Origin of the sequence: Granulicella tundricola MP5ACTX9, assembly GCF_000178975.2 — a bacterium.
GTDB lineage: Bacteria > Acidobacteriota > Terriglobia > Terriglobales > Acidobacteriaceae > Edaphobacter > Edaphobacter tundricola.
On record NC_015064.1, the window covers coordinates 3,986,035 to 3,999,653 of the forward strand.

The following is a 13,619-nucleotide window of genomic DNA, read 5'->3' on the forward strand; positions in this document are numbered from 1 at the left end:
ATTATGGCGAATCCACTGAAGTTCAAGGTTGTGGTCGATCCGAAGTTGGAGTTGCAGCGGCAGCTTGAGGCTGCGCCGGTGGAGAATGCGGAGGCGCTGCTGGTCGCGTACGACATTCTGAAGACGGCGCATGCGAATGGAACGCTGGACCTGGTGAATGGACTGGTGGGTGGGCGCGACATCATTGCGGCGAAGGTGGCGGAGTATGCGAAGCTGCCGGGTGGGATCGCGGCGATACGGAATCTGCTGGAATTGAGCAAGATTCTGATGGCGATCGATCCGGAGACGCTGGATCAGTTGACGAGGTGCGTGACGGCAGCGGTGGGGCAGCACCAGGCGGAGACTAAGCCGCCTTCGCTGTGGGCGCTGGCGCGGCGGGCTACGAGCGAGGATAGCCGACGGGGGCTGTCGTTCATGACGCTGGTGCTGGCGGCGGTGGGCAAGTCGCTGAAGGGTACGCCGGAGAAGTAAGATGGTGGGGTGAAACTACCTGAGAAGACGTTTGAGATTGGGCCGATTGCGGTTGGCCGTGGGAAGCTCTTTTTGATTGCAGGGCCTTGTGTGCTCGAGGGCGAGAGCCATGCCCGTGGACTGGCCGAAGCGGTGCAGAAGATTGCGGCCGAGGTGGGGATTCCCTACTGCTTCAAGGCGAGCTACGACAAGGCAAACCGGACGAGTATCAAGAGCTTTAGGGGGCCTGGGTTGGTGGAGGGGACCCGTATATTGAGGGCGATCGCCAAGGATACAGGGCTGCCGGTGCTGACGGATGTGCATACTCCGGAGGACTGTGCGCGGCTTTCGGACGCTGTCGGGGATGTTGAGTTGATGATGCAGATTCCGGCGTTTCTGTGCCGCCAGACGGATCTGCTGATCGCGGCGGCGGAGACCGGGCGGGCGATCAATGTTAAGAAGGGCCAGTTTGTGGCGCCGGGGGATATGCGGCACGCGGTGCAGAAGGTCCGGGACTCGGGTAACGAGCGGGTGAGCCTGTGCGAGCGGGGGGCCAGCTTTGGGTATAACAACCTGGTCGTCGATATGCGGGCGCTGCCGATCATGCGGGAGTTTGCACCGGTCATCTTCGATGGGACTCATGCGGTGCAGACGCCTTCAGCCGGGAATGGGGTGTCCGGGGGGCAGCCGGAGTTCATTCCGGTGCTGGCTCGGGCGGCTGTGGCGGCGGGGGTGGATGGGGTGTTTCTGGAGGTGCATGACAATCCTGCGGAGGCCAAGTCGGATGGTGCGAATGCGCTTCGGCTGGATCGGTTGAAGGGCGTCCTGGAGGAGTTGGTGGCGGTGCATGAGGTGGTGGGGCGGTATTAAGACCCCCTCCCCACCTTAAGTGTCAAAGTCTTCATAAAGAATGACTTAGGTCTGGACCTCTTTTGCAAAGGCTTCATTTCAGGGATCTTGAGCTCATCATGACGCACACTCGTAAATGAGTGTGCGGAGCAAAAAAACGGCCCCTCGGGTGAGGGGCCAATCTGCCTTGGTTCTCTCTGGTTAGGAGAGGGCGTTGCGGTTGAAGCTCGGCTAGCCTGATGATGGCGCTTTTGGGCTCAACTCGCGATCTTGTGGTTCTGAACTTTGGTGTTGCTGGCGGGACGTGAGTTTTATGCTCACTTCCCGCCCTTTTTGACGTGAAGCCTACGATAAACGGTTACAGCTTAGTTGGTGCCGGGTGTGGGAGCCGACGTGGAGCTCGAGCTTCCCATGGTGGCGAGGCTGTTGTGGAGCAGGGTCACGCGGACGCCGTTGGTGACGGGCTTGGTGCCGTCATTCGAGGCGGTCTGCGCGGCGATCTGATCCTTGGTGGCGCGGCCGAGGCCGGTACGGTAGATGCGGTAGATCGGCACCTGGTGCTCGGTGACGAGGTAACGGACGACCGAGTCAGCCATTGCCTGCGACTGGGGTACGCCTGCGCGGCTGTAGCCCTGAACCTCTACGATGAAGCCCTTCTCAGACGCCAGCTTGGCGGCGAGATCGTCGAGGCTTGCCTTAGCCTTGGGACCGAGGGTGGTGCGGCCTGCGGTAAAGGGTACAGCCTCGGACGTGACGGCCTGGTACTGGTCGAGATTTGAGACCGTGCCGCTGAGTGCGGTGGTGTGCGAATCAGCGGAGACGGCTAGGGAGTTTGCCTGATCGGCGCGGCTGGAAGCATCGGCGGCGTGCGCGTCAGCAGCCTGGGCGGAGGTCATCGCCTTGCTGATGCCGGCGGTGGCGCGGGAGTCTACGTCGCGGATGTCGTTTGCGTTCTTCGCCTGGAGCTCGTCGAGCTCGTTGACGCGATCCTTGAGGGGATCAACCTGGCGATGTACCCACTTTTTCCGGGCCATGGGGTTCATGTGACCCCAGAAGCCTTCGTGCGACTGTGTCTCGAGAGGCTTGCCCGTCGCGTAGGTCGAGGTATCGGCCTGGCCGCTGGTGGCGGAAGTGGAAGACTGGGCCGGTGTTGTCTGGCTCGTGGCGGACTGACCTAACGCTGAACCACCGACCGCACCAAAGGAGGTGACAGCGAACAGAACTGCGGTACCAAGAACTTTATAAGACTTGACCATGGATGTTTTCTTTCCTCCGCAGCACCCTTACATCTGGGGTGCATTGAATCAGGACTTTGCCCCGTCCTGTGCAAAGGGTTATTGCAAACGGCGTGCCAAAGTCTGGAAAGTCGAAATCTTCAATGTTTACTGGGGTTTTCTCGTTTCAGGGCGGCGGAAAGAGCTTCCTGAGGGTGGAATTTTTTGCCCTGTGGGAGGAAGGAGTGGGTGAAGGGAACCTTTCTGGTTATGTACTGACCTAGAATTGCCTTCATGTCGACGCTGGGAATGAGCATGGATGGGCAGGGTCTCAAGCAGATCGTTGAGCTGGGTGCGGCATTTCTTCTCTCCGCGGTGGTGGGGCTGGAGCGGGAGTTGCGGCACAAAAGCGCGGGGCTGCGGACCTATACCGTGGTCGGCACGAGTGCGGCCCTGTTTGTGCTGATTTCAAAGTACGGGTTTACGGACGTGCTGCAGGCGGGCCGGATTGTGCTGGACCCTTCCCGGGTCGCGGCCCAGATCGTGACGGGCATCGGGTTCATCGGGGCCGGAATCATCTTTGTGCAGGGCGACCGGGTGAAGGGCCTGACGACGGCTGCGACTGTGTGGCTGGTGACGGGGATAGGGATGGCTTGCGGGGCGGGGCTGCTGGTGCTGGCGGTGGTGTCTACGGTGGCCTATTTCGTGGTCGCACTGGTCTTCCCGGCATTGCTGCGGCGGTTCAACGACGGGAAGGTTCCGAGCGAAGAGGCGACCCACACGGTGCATGACTAGGGATTAGGCGGGAACAATCCCTCTATTTCGCCGCGATGACGTGAATCTCCGGAAGCTGCTGGTTCCAGTTGCTGTTGATGTTTTCGAAGATGAGGCGGAACTCTCGGTCGTCGCCGGGTTTGAGGGGCGCGTCGCTGAGGGGCTGGGTGTCCACGTAAGGCTCATGGGTGCGGATGACGGCGAGGGGCAGAGTTTCAAGCTGCGGCGGAAGCTGCGCGTCGTTGGCGAAGAGGACCTGGACGGTGGCCGACGAGATGGTGCGGTTGCCGGTGTTGCGGATGTGGCCGTCGATGAAGGTGGACTTGCCGCCGGAGAGGCTGGTGGACTCGCTCATGACGATGCCGGTGATGGGCAGGCTGGCGGCGTAGGGGTCCAGGGGATGGATGGCGTTGGGATTGAGGGCGGGCTTGCGGTGCGTGGCGAGGAGGATTCCGGCGAGGATGAGGACGACGACCAAGCCAGCGATGGCGATGGGAAGGATGGGCGAGGACGTGCGCTCGGGCGTGGGCGGGGTGAAGAGGGCGGGGGTGGGCGTCTGATCGCTCATGAAGCGGATTTTATAACCTGGGCTTCCCGGAGAGCATTTGTGGAATCCCATGTCTCAGAAATGAGATCTCTTTGGCGAACTCAAGGGCAGGCGCGGGGCACTTACGCCCGCATCTGAATTTTCATGGGACACATGTTTGTTTTCCAGGACTTTGACGGATTGGCGGTTTCGTTAGTAGCTTGGGAGTCACGGCTGCTCATTTTTGAGACAGTGGGTTTGAAGCTCCCGGCTTCGACGATAAGCATTGGGAGGAGATCGATTATGGGTCAGAACACACGCTTCAAGGCGGCAGGAAGTTCTTCGCCAGGGTCGCACGGACTTTTTCTAGTGGCTGCAAATGGCCTGCCCGTGCAGCGCGCTTTGATGGGGGTCCCGGTCCGTGCCATAGGGGTTCATGCCAGACTCAGGGTAATGCCGCAACTGATGCCAATTCTTCGTAAGAGACGGAGTCTCACGGAGCGGATCAAACGCGCGATGTGGGCTTTCTGGCGCTAGAGCTCAGCCGAAGCGGGCGAGGTTGACGGTCTGGCGGAAGTCTACGCCGTGCATCTCCACCACCACACACATCTCCTGCAGGCGGCTGCGCATGCGTTCGCCGATGCGGTCTCCGAGGGATTCTTCGCGGGCGGCGCGGCCTAGTTCCTTGACGGTGCCGTCCAGCGGGGCGGCGTTGGCGTAGTTGGTGGTGATGATGGTGGTGCGGCGGTCGTTGTAGCGCGTGTTGAGGATGTGGGCGACGGTGTCCCAGACCCACTCGCTGGGTTTTGAGGCTCCTAGTTCGTCGAGGATGAGGACTTCGGCGTCGAAGACGGGCTTGAGGATCTCGAGTTCGGTGGACTGGACCTGCGGGTTATAGGAGTTTTTGACCTTCTGGAGGAGCTCGCGGTAGTCCACGAAGAGGCCGGTTGCGCCGCGCTCGGCGACCAACGCCTGGAGGATGCCGACGGCGAGGTGGGTTTTGCCGACGCCGATGGAGCCGGTGAGCAGGAGACCGGTGCCGCCGGTTTCGATGGGGTAGGACTCGACGAACTTGCGGGCGGAGAAGTGTGCGGTCTTGAGGGAGCGGGTGGCGTCCTTGAAGTCGGTTTCAAAGGAATCGAGCGAGCAGTGCTCGTAACGGCGGGGGATGTGGGAGCGGGCGATCATGCGGCGGACGCGGCGCTCGACGCGGCAGGAGCAGTCGCGGACGAAGCGCTCTCCGTCTTCGCGGGTGAAGGTGCGGAGGCCGGAGTCGTTGCAGTGGGGGCAGACTTCTTGTTCCATGGCACTGCCTAGTATGGCAGGTTGGGCGGGGGATGAATCGAAAGTCGTAGAGTTGAATCTGATCGATAGTTGTGCGAAACAAGGTTATACTGAGGAAAGCGCGTGTTGGAGTTTTTCCATCCCGTGCGCTGGCGAGCCGATAGCGCGACAGGCCCTTCGACGTGAACGTGAGTTGACCGTTTGCAAGCGAACCGCAAGTCGGCCCCAGGAATGAAGGAACAGGATCATGCCTAAGGAAGCGATTCACCCGTCTTACAACAATATCAACGTCAAGTGCGCCTGCGGCAACACCTTTGAGACGCGTTCGACCAACAAGGGCGACATCGTCGTCGAAATCTGTGCAGCCTGCCACCCGTTCTTCACGGGTAAGCAGAAGATGATCGATACGGCTGGCCGCGTCGACCGCTTCCGCCGCAAGTTTGCGCAGTCGGATGCAGCGAAGGCTGCGGCGGCTACGGACACGAAGTAAGCTGGATTTACGGCAAGGAAAGGCCTCCGCGCTGCGGGGGCCTTTTCGGTTTAGCGGGATCGATTGAGGGGAAGCGTGCAGAAGCATTGGGACAATCCGGCCACGAACGAGATGCCTGAGGGGACGCGTGTGCCGGCGGTGCTGACGATCGGCAACGTGCGGATTGCGCCGGCGACGGTGCTGGCGCCGATGGCAGGCGTGACGGATACGGTGTTTCGGCGGTTCATCAAAAATGCGAGCAAGTTTACCCCGGATTCGGGCGATACCGATGTTGACGTGGAAACTTCGAATGCGCAGTCCGGGTGTGGGCTGATCATGACGGAGTTCACTTCGGCGGACGGGCTTTCCCGGATGCGGGAGGTCAAGCGGAAGCGCTACCTGACCTACTACGACGACGAGCATCCGATCTCGGCGCAGATCTTTGGGTCTAACCCGGAGACGCTGGCAGATTCGGCTCGGATCTGCCAAGATGCAGGCTTCGATATTGTGGATTTAAACCTGGGGTGTCCGGCGAAGCGGGTGGTTGCGTGCAATGGCGGCTCGGGGTTACTGCGGGATCTGCCGCTGATCGAGACGATCTTCAAACGGGTGCGGGGGGCTATCTCGATTCCCTTCACTGTGAAGTTTCGGATGGGTTGGAACGACAAGAACATCGTCTGTGTGGAGCTGGCAAAGATCGCGGAGGACTGCGGGCTGAATGCTGTGGCGCTCCATGCGCGGACGCGTGAGGATGGGTACTCGGGGCAGGCTCGGTGGGAGTACATTGCGGCGGTGAAGGATGCGGTGGGGATTCCGGTGATTGGGAATGGCGACATTCTGACGCCGGAGGATGCCGTAGCGATGACACACCAGACGCGGTGCGATGCGGTGATGATCGGGCGGGCGGCTCCGGCTAATCCGTGGATCTTCCGGCAGATTGCACAGTACACGGAGACCGGGCGGTATGACCTGGCGACCGATGACGATCGCTACCGGATGATCAAGGCTTATTTCGGGATGCTGCTGCATGAGTTCCATGAGCATCCGGAGATCGTTGGGATTCCGGGCGTGGAGCTGACGGATGCGGACAAGAAGCTGCAGCGGGTGAAGGAGTCCTCCCTGCGCGAGACGCTGGGGAAGATGAAGCAGTTTGCGAGCTGGTTCACGCACGGGATACCGGGCGGCGGCGGGCTGCGCAAGGAGATCTTCGAGAGCAAGAGCGGGGATGCCGTGCTGGGGGCGGTGGAGCGCTTCTTTGACGGGCGGCGTGGCTTGGTCGCTGAGGAAGCGGAGCTGGTGGGGTCTAGTTACCCCTTCCGGGGGTAGCTGTCTTCGGGAGCTTGACGGTGTGGCGGGTAGGGGCTTTGCCCTGCTCGGCACGGGTGGCGATGGCGGCTATGTCATGGGTCTCGAAGGATTTCTTCTTGGGAGTTTTGGTGGGGCGGATGAGCAAGGTTTCTCCTGGGTCCGGGGCGGCTAGTTGATTCGGAAGCGCTCCTGCATGAGGCGCTGGAAGCGGGGCCGCCAGATGAGTTCGTAGGCGAGCTCCTTGCCGGGAAACATGGCGAGGGCGGCTTTGCGGGCGTCGGCGATCATCTGGGAGGCGTCATCGACCGAGAGCGAACCGTCCTGGGCGATGGTCTGCATGACGAGGTTCATCATGAGCTGAAGGCGGCGGATGAGGCGGTTCTCTTCCTGGGTTTCCTGCTGTGCGTCTGGCTTCGGGAGCGGCTGGGATGCGGTGTTTTCGGTCTGCATAGGCCTCCAGAGATTCACAGTCGTTTTGACGTAGCTGGAGGATACAACGATTCCGGCCTGCTGGAGCCTGTCGGAATCTCGCTGGATAACGCTGAATCCGTGGATGGAGGAACGGCTATGGGGAGTGGACGGGGAGCGGGGTAGAGTTGACGACCTCACGGATGCGGCCGTCCGGGGTGAGGAGGAAGGTGGTGAGGCCGAGCTCGTCCGTGCGGAAGAGGTGGGTGTGCTGGGCGGCGAGGCGGCCGATGACCTCTGCGCGCGGATGGCCGAAGGGATTCCCGCGGCCGGAGCTGATGGCTGCGTCGATCGGAGCGGTTGCGGCGAGGAAGGCTGGGATGGTGCTGGTGTTGCTGCCGTGATGGCCTACTTTCAGGAGTGTTACGGGGTGAATGAGCTTGGCGGCGAGCATGGCGGCTTCGCTGGGGCGCTCGGCATCCCCTTCCAGCAGGGCTGAAGATTGGCCGTACTGCATATGGAGAACGAGGGAGTCGTCGTTCTTTGGGGGGCCGGGGTTGAGGTAGGTGGGGGATGGGGAGAGGACTTCGATGGGGATGGAACCCCACTGGACATGGTCTCCGGTGTGTAGGTGGCGGACGCGGATGTTGAGGCGCGCAGCTTGGGCCAGGAGAGCGGCGTAGAGGGCGGAGTGGGGGTCGATGCCGACCCAGAGCTCATGCGGGTGGAAGTTCTGGAGGATGGCGGGGAGACCGCCCATGTGATCGGTGTGGGCGTGGGTCAGGACGACGATATCCAGTTGGCGGAGGCGGCGGGACCAGAGGTAAGGGGAGACGACCTGCTCGCCGATATCGAAGGTGGAGAGGACTTCTGACTGGCCGTGGCGGCCGATGGGGCCGGCGGAGTCAATGAGCATGGTGCGGCCCTCCGGGCTGACGGCGAGGAGGGAGTCGCCTTGGCCCACGTCGAGGGCGGTGATTTCGAGGGTGTTGGGGGTGAGGATGGGGGGCTCGGGCCAGAGGATGGCGACGGCGATGAGCGGGAGGACTGCGGCTGTAATGACCGTGCCGGCACGGCTGCGGCGGACGGCCCAGCAGCAGGTGAGCCAGGCAGCCAGGGCGGCGGCGGCGATCCAGGGGGATGGGGGTGGGATGCGGACGTCTGCGGATTTCAGATGGCTGATGTGGGAGATGACAGAGGTGAGGGTGTGGAGGAGGGTGGCGGTGAGGGTGCCGGGGAGGATCGCGAGCCAGGGGTTGATGAGGGAGGCGACGAAGGTAGCGACCGCGGCGGGAGCCAGGATGGCGATGACCGGCAGGACGAGCATGTTGGCCGGGAGGGCGAAGACGGCGGCCCGGTGGAAGAAGATGGCCATGGGGAGGGCCATGACGAGCTCTACGACGATGCCGACGAGGGCTAATTCCAGGGTCCAGAGGATGAGGCGAAAGGCCTGCGCGGGGATGTAGCGGATAGGCTTGAGGTGCGAGGCGGCGGAGAGGTGCTCGCCGAAGAGTTCAAGGGTGAGGCGGAGTTGGGCGAGGGCGGGTGGTAGGGGTCGGCGGCGGGGGCGGAAGGCCTGTCGGGCGGCGGCGGCCCAGGGGAGGAAGGTGCGCTGGGCGATGGGGTGAGCGAGCCCGGCGATGGCTATGACGGCGAGAATGGTCATCTGGAGGCTGGCGTCGAAGAGGGTCGATGGGTCCCAGAGCAGGAGCGCGAGGGCGGCTGCGCCGAGGGCGTTGAGCCCGTCACGGTCGCGGGAGAGCAGGCGTGCGAGGAGGAAGACGGCGACCATGGCCAAGGATCGCTGGGCGGGTTGACCGAAGCCGGTGAGGGCGGCGTAGAAGGTGGCGGCGGCGAGGGTGAGGAGGGTTGCAAGCCAGCGAGGGGTGCGGATGAGGCGCAGGAGCCAGAAGACGGCCCCGGCGAGCAGCGCGATGTGCAGGCCGGAGACGACGAAGAGGTGGAAGGAACCGGTGCGCTCAAAGCCGAGGCGGAGGGTGTGGTTGAGGACGGTGCGGTCGCCGAAGAGCATGGCATTGAGCATGCCGGCGTCTTGCTGAGAGAGGCGGACGAGTTCGGGGAGGCCGCGGTTTTGGGGGGATTGGGTGAAGGCGAGGAGGCGGGCGGCGGCCCAGGATTGGGAGTCGGCCAGGAGGCAGGGGAGGGTGCGGATTGGGGGGGCGGTGGCGTGGATGTCTGAGGCTGGGGCGCTGGCGTGGGCTACGACGCCCTGGGTGGCGAGGTAGTCGGCGTACTGCCAGGCTCCGGGGTCTCGGTAACGCTCCAGGGGCTTGATGCGGAGGGTGGCGGTGATAGGCTGGCCGCAACGGAGGGCGATTGGGGTGGCGGAGTAGAGCGTGGCGCGGATGGTGCCGGTGATGGGGACTTCGGTTGAGGTGTCCGGGGTGACCTGTTCTATGGAGGCGAGGGCTAGGTCGGCGGAGATGGCTTGGGGTTGGTTTTCTGTTTCGGGCGTTGAGTCTGTGGCCTCCCATACAGGGATTTGGTCGGCGTCAGGGGTGGGGGCCTCCGGGGGGAGGGTGTGGATGCGGATGATGCGGGCGGTGAGGTGGCGGCTTAGGCCGTCGGTGTAGGGGGTTAGGGCGATGGAGGCTGGGGATGGCTGCCATTCGGCGGCGGCCAGGCCGAGGGTGAGCCAGATGGCGGCGACGGGGAGCCAGGCTGGGCGCTCACTGCGGCAAAGCGACCAGATCGCCAGGACCGTCAGCAGGGTGAGAACGGTGGCGATCACCAGAACAGGCTGATAGACGATACGGGCGAGGGCTACGCCGAGGGCAAAGCACAGGGCGGCAAACGCGAGCGGTGCTCGGCGGAAGAGGAGCGGGTGGATGAGGTGGCTGGATCTGGAGCGCGCGATACCCTGCTTTGTACAGCATTCAGGGCTCGTTTGGGGATTAGATTCGCTCTAACGTGACGACAGTTTCAATATGGAACGTTTGGGGGAATAGGTCGACGAGGTGGACGGCCGTGGCACGGTAGTGCGGGAGGAGGACGGCAAGGTCGCGGGCAAGGGTTACAGGGTCGCAGGAGACATAGACGATCTCCGGAGGGGCGATGCGAGCGAGAAGCGCGGAGCCTTCGGTGCCGAGGCCGGCGCGCGGGGGGTCGAGGACGATGAGGTCGGGGCGCTCGCGCTGCAGGACGGCGGCGCGGAGGAAGTCGAAGGTGGGGGAGTGGACGGCCTGGAGGGACGGGGTCTGGACAGAGAGGTTGGACAGGGCGACGGCGGCTGCTTCCGCGCCTTCCACGGCTACGACGTGCTGGAAGGTTTCTGAGAGGGGACGCGCGAAGAGGCCTACGCCGGCGAAGAGATCCCATGCCAGGGTACCGGAACGGTTGGCCGTGACGATCTGGACGAGGGTTTCTACGAGGAAGCGGTTGACCTGGAAGAAGGCTCCCCGGCTGACCCAGTATTTGCGTTCTCCGACTGCGTAAGACAGGCCGGCGGTGCCCCAGGTGACTCCGGGCCAGGTGCGGCGGGTGCGACGGCTGAGTTCAGGGTCCATCTGGGCGGAGGCTCCGGCAAGCTCGGGGAGGGCGGCTTTGAGGCGATCGCAGAAGGCGGCGAAATTCTGGCCCTTCTGGTTGGCGTCCTCGGCGTTGCGGAGGAAGAACTGAATCTGGAGGCGCTCCTCGTTGGGCGAGATGAAGAACTCGAGCTCAGAGATGCGGGCGAGCCAGCGGGTGATGAGGGGCTCTGATTCTGCGAGGCGGGTGAGGGTCTCGGCTGCGCGCCAGAGGAGCGGGGCGGCGATGGGGCACATGCGGATGGGCAGGAATTCGTTGGAGTTGCGGCGGCTGTAGCCGAAGTGAGTGAGGCCATCGATCTGCTCGGCGCGGAGACGGATGCGGTTGCGGTAGGCGTAGGGGTCGGCAGAATGGACGGTGGGGGTGGCTTGCAGGCCGATCGGGGCGAGGATTTGTTGCAAAATCTGCGATTTGAGGGTGAGTTGGGTGGGGTAGTCGGCGTGCTGGTAGTGGCAGCCGCCGCAGACGGTGAAATGGACGCAGTTGGGGGTGACTCGGTGGGGGGAGGGTTCGAGGATGGTGAGGGGATCGGGAGTGATGAGCTCGCCGGGGAGGACGAAGGGGAGGTCTGGCGAGGTGTTGGGGCCGGACTCGGGGGTGAAGGTGCCTCCGTAGAGCGGGGTGGTGATGCGGGTGGTCATTTGGTTATGGTATCGGGTTGGGTGAGGGGAGGGGTGGATTCCGAGGATGGGGCGGGACCGGGACCTTCGAAAAGGGGGGTAGGACGGGCTTTCAGTGGCAGGACTGTCGAATGGCGGGGAGGCGGGGTTTCGCTGAGGTACAGTGTGGCGAAGGTCGGAGTGGTGCGTCCAATCTTCGCAGTCGGTTACGCGGAGTCAATTCCGGAGGGGGTTGGTATGGTGAGATGGATCGCGGTCTCGGGGTTGGTGATGGGAAGCCTGGGGTTGGGCGCGCAGGGGACGGTTGCGGGTAAGGCGGAGCCGTTTGAGGTGGCGACGATCAAGCTGGTCGATCCGGGGGAGCGGGCGGGGCGGTTTATTCGGATGGAGGGCGACCACCGGTTCATCGGGAAAAACTACACGCTGAAGCTGCTGATTGCGGCGGCGTATGAGCTGAATCCGAAGACGATCTCCGGTGGGCCGGGGTGGGTGACGGAGGATCATTACGACGTCGTCGCGGTGACGCCGGGGGAGAAGAAGCCGAGCCGCGATCAGCAGATGGCGATGCTTCGGCTGTTGATTTCGGAGCGGTTTGCGCTGAAGTTTCATCGGGAGCAGAAGGAGTTTTCGATCTACGAGCTGAGCCGGGCGAAGGGTGGGTCGAAGCTGAAGGCGAGCACACAGGCCCCGGACGAGGCTCCGCAGACGATCAGCACGGTGTATCCGCAGAAGATCAAGATGCCGGCGCGGAATGTGAGTATGGGGGACTTTGCTTCGGTGTTGCAGCGGGCGATCCTGGACCGGCCCGTCGTCGATAAGACGGGGCTGACCGGGCGGTACGACTTCGACCTGGAATGGGCTCCGGATGAGACGCAGTTGAGCGGGGATATTCCTGCGGCACCGGCTGATTCTCCGAGTCCTCCTCTGTTTACCGCCGTGCAGGAGCAGCTTGGGTTGAAGCTTGAGGAGACGAAGGGGATGGTGAATGCGCTGGTGATCGATGGGGCGCACCGGCCTTTGGAGAATTGAAGGCAGTGGTCAGTACTGAGCTGCTCTTTGCTGCTTCCATTCTTCGCGGGTGATCTCCCATGTCTCTGCGGGGAGGCGGCCGGCTACGAAGTCGTGTTCCTGCAAGCCGACGAACCTCATGCCGAGACGCTCCGATATCTTTCTGGAGGCGAGATTGGCGGCGGCCTTCTTCGTTCGCAGAGTCGGCATGCCGAGGACTTCGAACCAGTACTCCGTTACGGCTTCTGCCGCTTCCGTCATCAGGCCCTGACCCTGCCACGGCTGGCCCAGCCAGAAGCCTCGATTCTCCTCTGCCGCCCGGGTCAGGCAAATGGAGCCGATGTGCAGGGCGGGGTCTGACTTGAGACGGAGGGTCCAATGCCACTCCTCGTTGCGTGCGATGGCGGGGAGTGCACTATCGCGGTAGAAGGTAAAGGCACCGTCCGGCGGATAGGGCCAGGGGACGACGGCGTTGAGGTGCTGCACGATCTCCCAGTGGGGAAATAGAAGTTGCGTCCGGGCGGCGTCTTCAAGCTGAAGCGGACGCAGGATGAGGCGTTCCGTTGTGAGCTCAGGCAGCATAGAAGATCCGTATTCCGGCGATGCCTGCGGCTCCGGCGGCTCCGCAGGACGCGGCGTTTTCGTTGGTGACTCCGCCCAGGGCGAAGACGGGCATTGGAGCGGCTTCGGCGCAGGCTGCACGAAGAGCATCAAGACCGATGGCGGCTGAGACCTCCTGGCCCTGGATGGTTTTACCGAAGACGGGGGCGAAGAGGGCGGCGGAGGCTCCTCCGAGCCGGGCGCGGCGGATCTCTTCCAGCGAGTGGCAGGAGACGCTGATGAAGGCACTGGGCATGAGCTGGCGGACCTGGGCGGGGGTGAGCTCGCCGGGTTGCGACGAGAGATGGACGCCGGCCACGCCGGCTGCGAGGGCCACGTCGACGCGGGATGAGACCAGGATCTGGGTGGCGGAGCCTTGCGCGGCGGCTGCGATCTGGCGGCAGAGCTGCACAAGCTCCCCGGCGGGAAGATCTTTTTCACGGACCAGAATGAAATCGATCCCGGTTTGGGCCAGAGCCCCACAACGCTCGATCAGACGCCCGGTATCTCCCTTGCCAAGCAGGAAACGGTCTGTGATGGCGTAACGAAGCATAGAATCA

At 63.2% G+C, this 13,619-nt stretch carries 15 protein-coding genes; 6 read left to right on the forward strand and 9 right to left on the reverse strand.

The window, feature by feature from the left end:
- The first annotated feature begins 3 nt into the window (after positions 1-3).
- Positions 4-471: a DUF1641 domain-containing protein gene (locus ACIX9_RS17345; RefSeq protein WP_013581796.1), complete on the forward strand. Its 468-nt coding sequence runs from the start codon at positions 4-6 to the stop codon at positions 469-471.
- A 9-nt stretch (positions 472-480) separates the two neighbouring features.
- On the forward strand, positions 481-1,320 hold the full coding sequence (kdsA, locus tag ACIX9_RS17350) for a 3-deoxy-8-phosphooctulonate synthase (RefSeq protein ID WP_013581797.1): 840 nt from the start codon (positions 481-483) through the stop codon (positions 1,318-1,320).
- A gap of 344 nt (positions 1,321-1,664) precedes the next feature.
- On the opposite strand, the gene ACIX9_RS17355 is transcribed toward kdsA, so the two are convergent.
- A complete protein-coding gene (locus tag ACIX9_RS17355; RefSeq protein WP_013581798.1) occupies positions 1,665-2,555 on the reverse strand; it encodes an OmpA family protein in 891 nt (296 codons plus the stop codon).
- 252 nt (positions 2,556-2,807) lie between these two features.
- Between ACIX9_RS17355 and ACIX9_RS17360 the strand changes: the two genes are divergently transcribed.
- Positions 2,808-3,308, forward strand: coding sequence for an MgtC/SapB family protein (locus ACIX9_RS17360; protein WP_013581799.1), 501 nt, complete (start codon positions 2,808-2,810; stop codon positions 3,306-3,308).
- Positions 3,309-3,330: 22 nt separating this feature from the next.
- Here the strand turns inward: ACIX9_RS17360 and ACIX9_RS17365 are convergent, their stop codons facing one another.
- A complete protein-coding gene (locus ACIX9_RS17365) occupies positions 3,331-3,855 on the reverse strand; it encodes a DUF2393 family protein (RefSeq protein ID WP_013581800.1) in 525 nt (174 codons plus the stop codon).
- Between the two features lie 498 nt (positions 3,856-4,353).
- Positions 4,354-5,118, reverse strand: coding sequence for an ATP-binding protein (locus ACIX9_RS17375; protein ID WP_013581801.1), 765 nt, complete (start codon positions 5,116-5,118; stop codon positions 4,354-4,356).
- 226 nt (positions 5,119-5,344) lie between these two features.
- Here ACIX9_RS17375 and rpmE point away from each other — a divergent pair, with 226 nt between their 5' ends.
- A complete protein-coding gene (gene rpmE / locus ACIX9_RS17380; RefSeq protein WP_013581802.1) occupies positions 5,345-5,587 on the forward strand; it encodes a 50S ribosomal protein L31 in 243 nt (80 codons plus the stop codon).
- Between the two features lie 75 nt (positions 5,588-5,662).
- Entirely contained in the window at positions 5,663-6,892 is a 1,230-nt protein-coding gene (locus ACIX9_RS17385; RefSeq protein WP_013581803.1) for a tRNA dihydrouridine synthase, read from the forward strand.
- On the opposite strand, the gene ACIX9_RS25990 is transcribed toward ACIX9_RS17385, so the two are convergent.
- The 4 genes from ACIX9_RS25990 to ACIX9_RS17400 form a co-directional block, all read right to left on the reverse strand.
- Positions 6,870-7,019, reverse strand: coding sequence for a hypothetical protein (locus ACIX9_RS25990; RefSeq protein ID WP_013581804.1), 150 nt, complete (start codon positions 7,017-7,019; stop codon positions 6,870-6,872). The genes ACIX9_RS17385 and ACIX9_RS25990 overlap by 23 nt on opposite strands.
- Before the next feature lie 23 nt (positions 7,020-7,042).
- The gene (locus ACIX9_RS17390; RefSeq protein ID WP_013581805.1) at positions 7,043-7,324 is read right to left on the reverse strand and encodes a hypothetical protein; all 282 of its coding nucleotides are present in this window, start codon (positions 7,322-7,324) and stop codon (positions 7,043-7,045) included.
- A 115-nt stretch (positions 7,325-7,439) separates the two neighbouring features.
- On the reverse strand, positions 7,440-10,034 hold the full coding sequence (locus tag ACIX9_RS17395; protein WP_013581806.1) for a ComEC/Rec2 family competence protein: 2,595 nt from the start codon (positions 10,032-10,034) through the stop codon (positions 7,440-7,442).
- 163 nt (positions 10,035-10,197) lie between these two features.
- A complete protein-coding gene (locus tag ACIX9_RS17400) occupies positions 10,198-11,472 on the reverse strand; it encodes a class I SAM-dependent RNA methyltransferase (protein WP_013581807.1) in 1,275 nt (424 codons plus the stop codon).
- A gap of 216 nt (positions 11,473-11,688) precedes the next feature.
- Here ACIX9_RS17400 and ACIX9_RS17405 point away from each other — a divergent pair, with 216 nt between their 5' ends.
- Positions 11,689-12,480: a TIGR03435 family protein gene (locus ACIX9_RS17405; RefSeq protein ID WP_013581808.1), complete on the forward strand. Its 792-nt coding sequence runs from the start codon at positions 11,689-11,691 to the stop codon at positions 12,478-12,480.
- A 9-nt stretch (positions 12,481-12,489) separates the two neighbouring features.
- Here the strand turns inward: ACIX9_RS17405 and ACIX9_RS17410 are convergent, their stop codons facing one another.
- Together ACIX9_RS17410 and ACIX9_RS17415 are read right to left on the reverse strand one after the other, a co-directional pair.
- The gene (locus ACIX9_RS17410; protein ID WP_013581809.1) at positions 12,490-13,041 is read right to left on the reverse strand and encodes a GNAT family N-acetyltransferase; all 552 of its coding nucleotides are present in this window, start codon (positions 13,039-13,041) and stop codon (positions 12,490-12,492) included.
- Positions 13,031-13,612 carry a thiamine phosphate synthase gene (locus ACIX9_RS17415; protein WP_049789376.1) on the reverse strand — a complete coding sequence of 194 codons (582 nt, stop codon included), beginning with the start codon at positions 13,610-13,612 and terminating at the stop codon, positions 13,031-13,033. Before ACIX9_RS17415 ends, ACIX9_RS17410 begins: the two co-directional genes overlap by 11 nt.
- Positions 13,613-13,619: the final 7 nt, after the last annotated feature.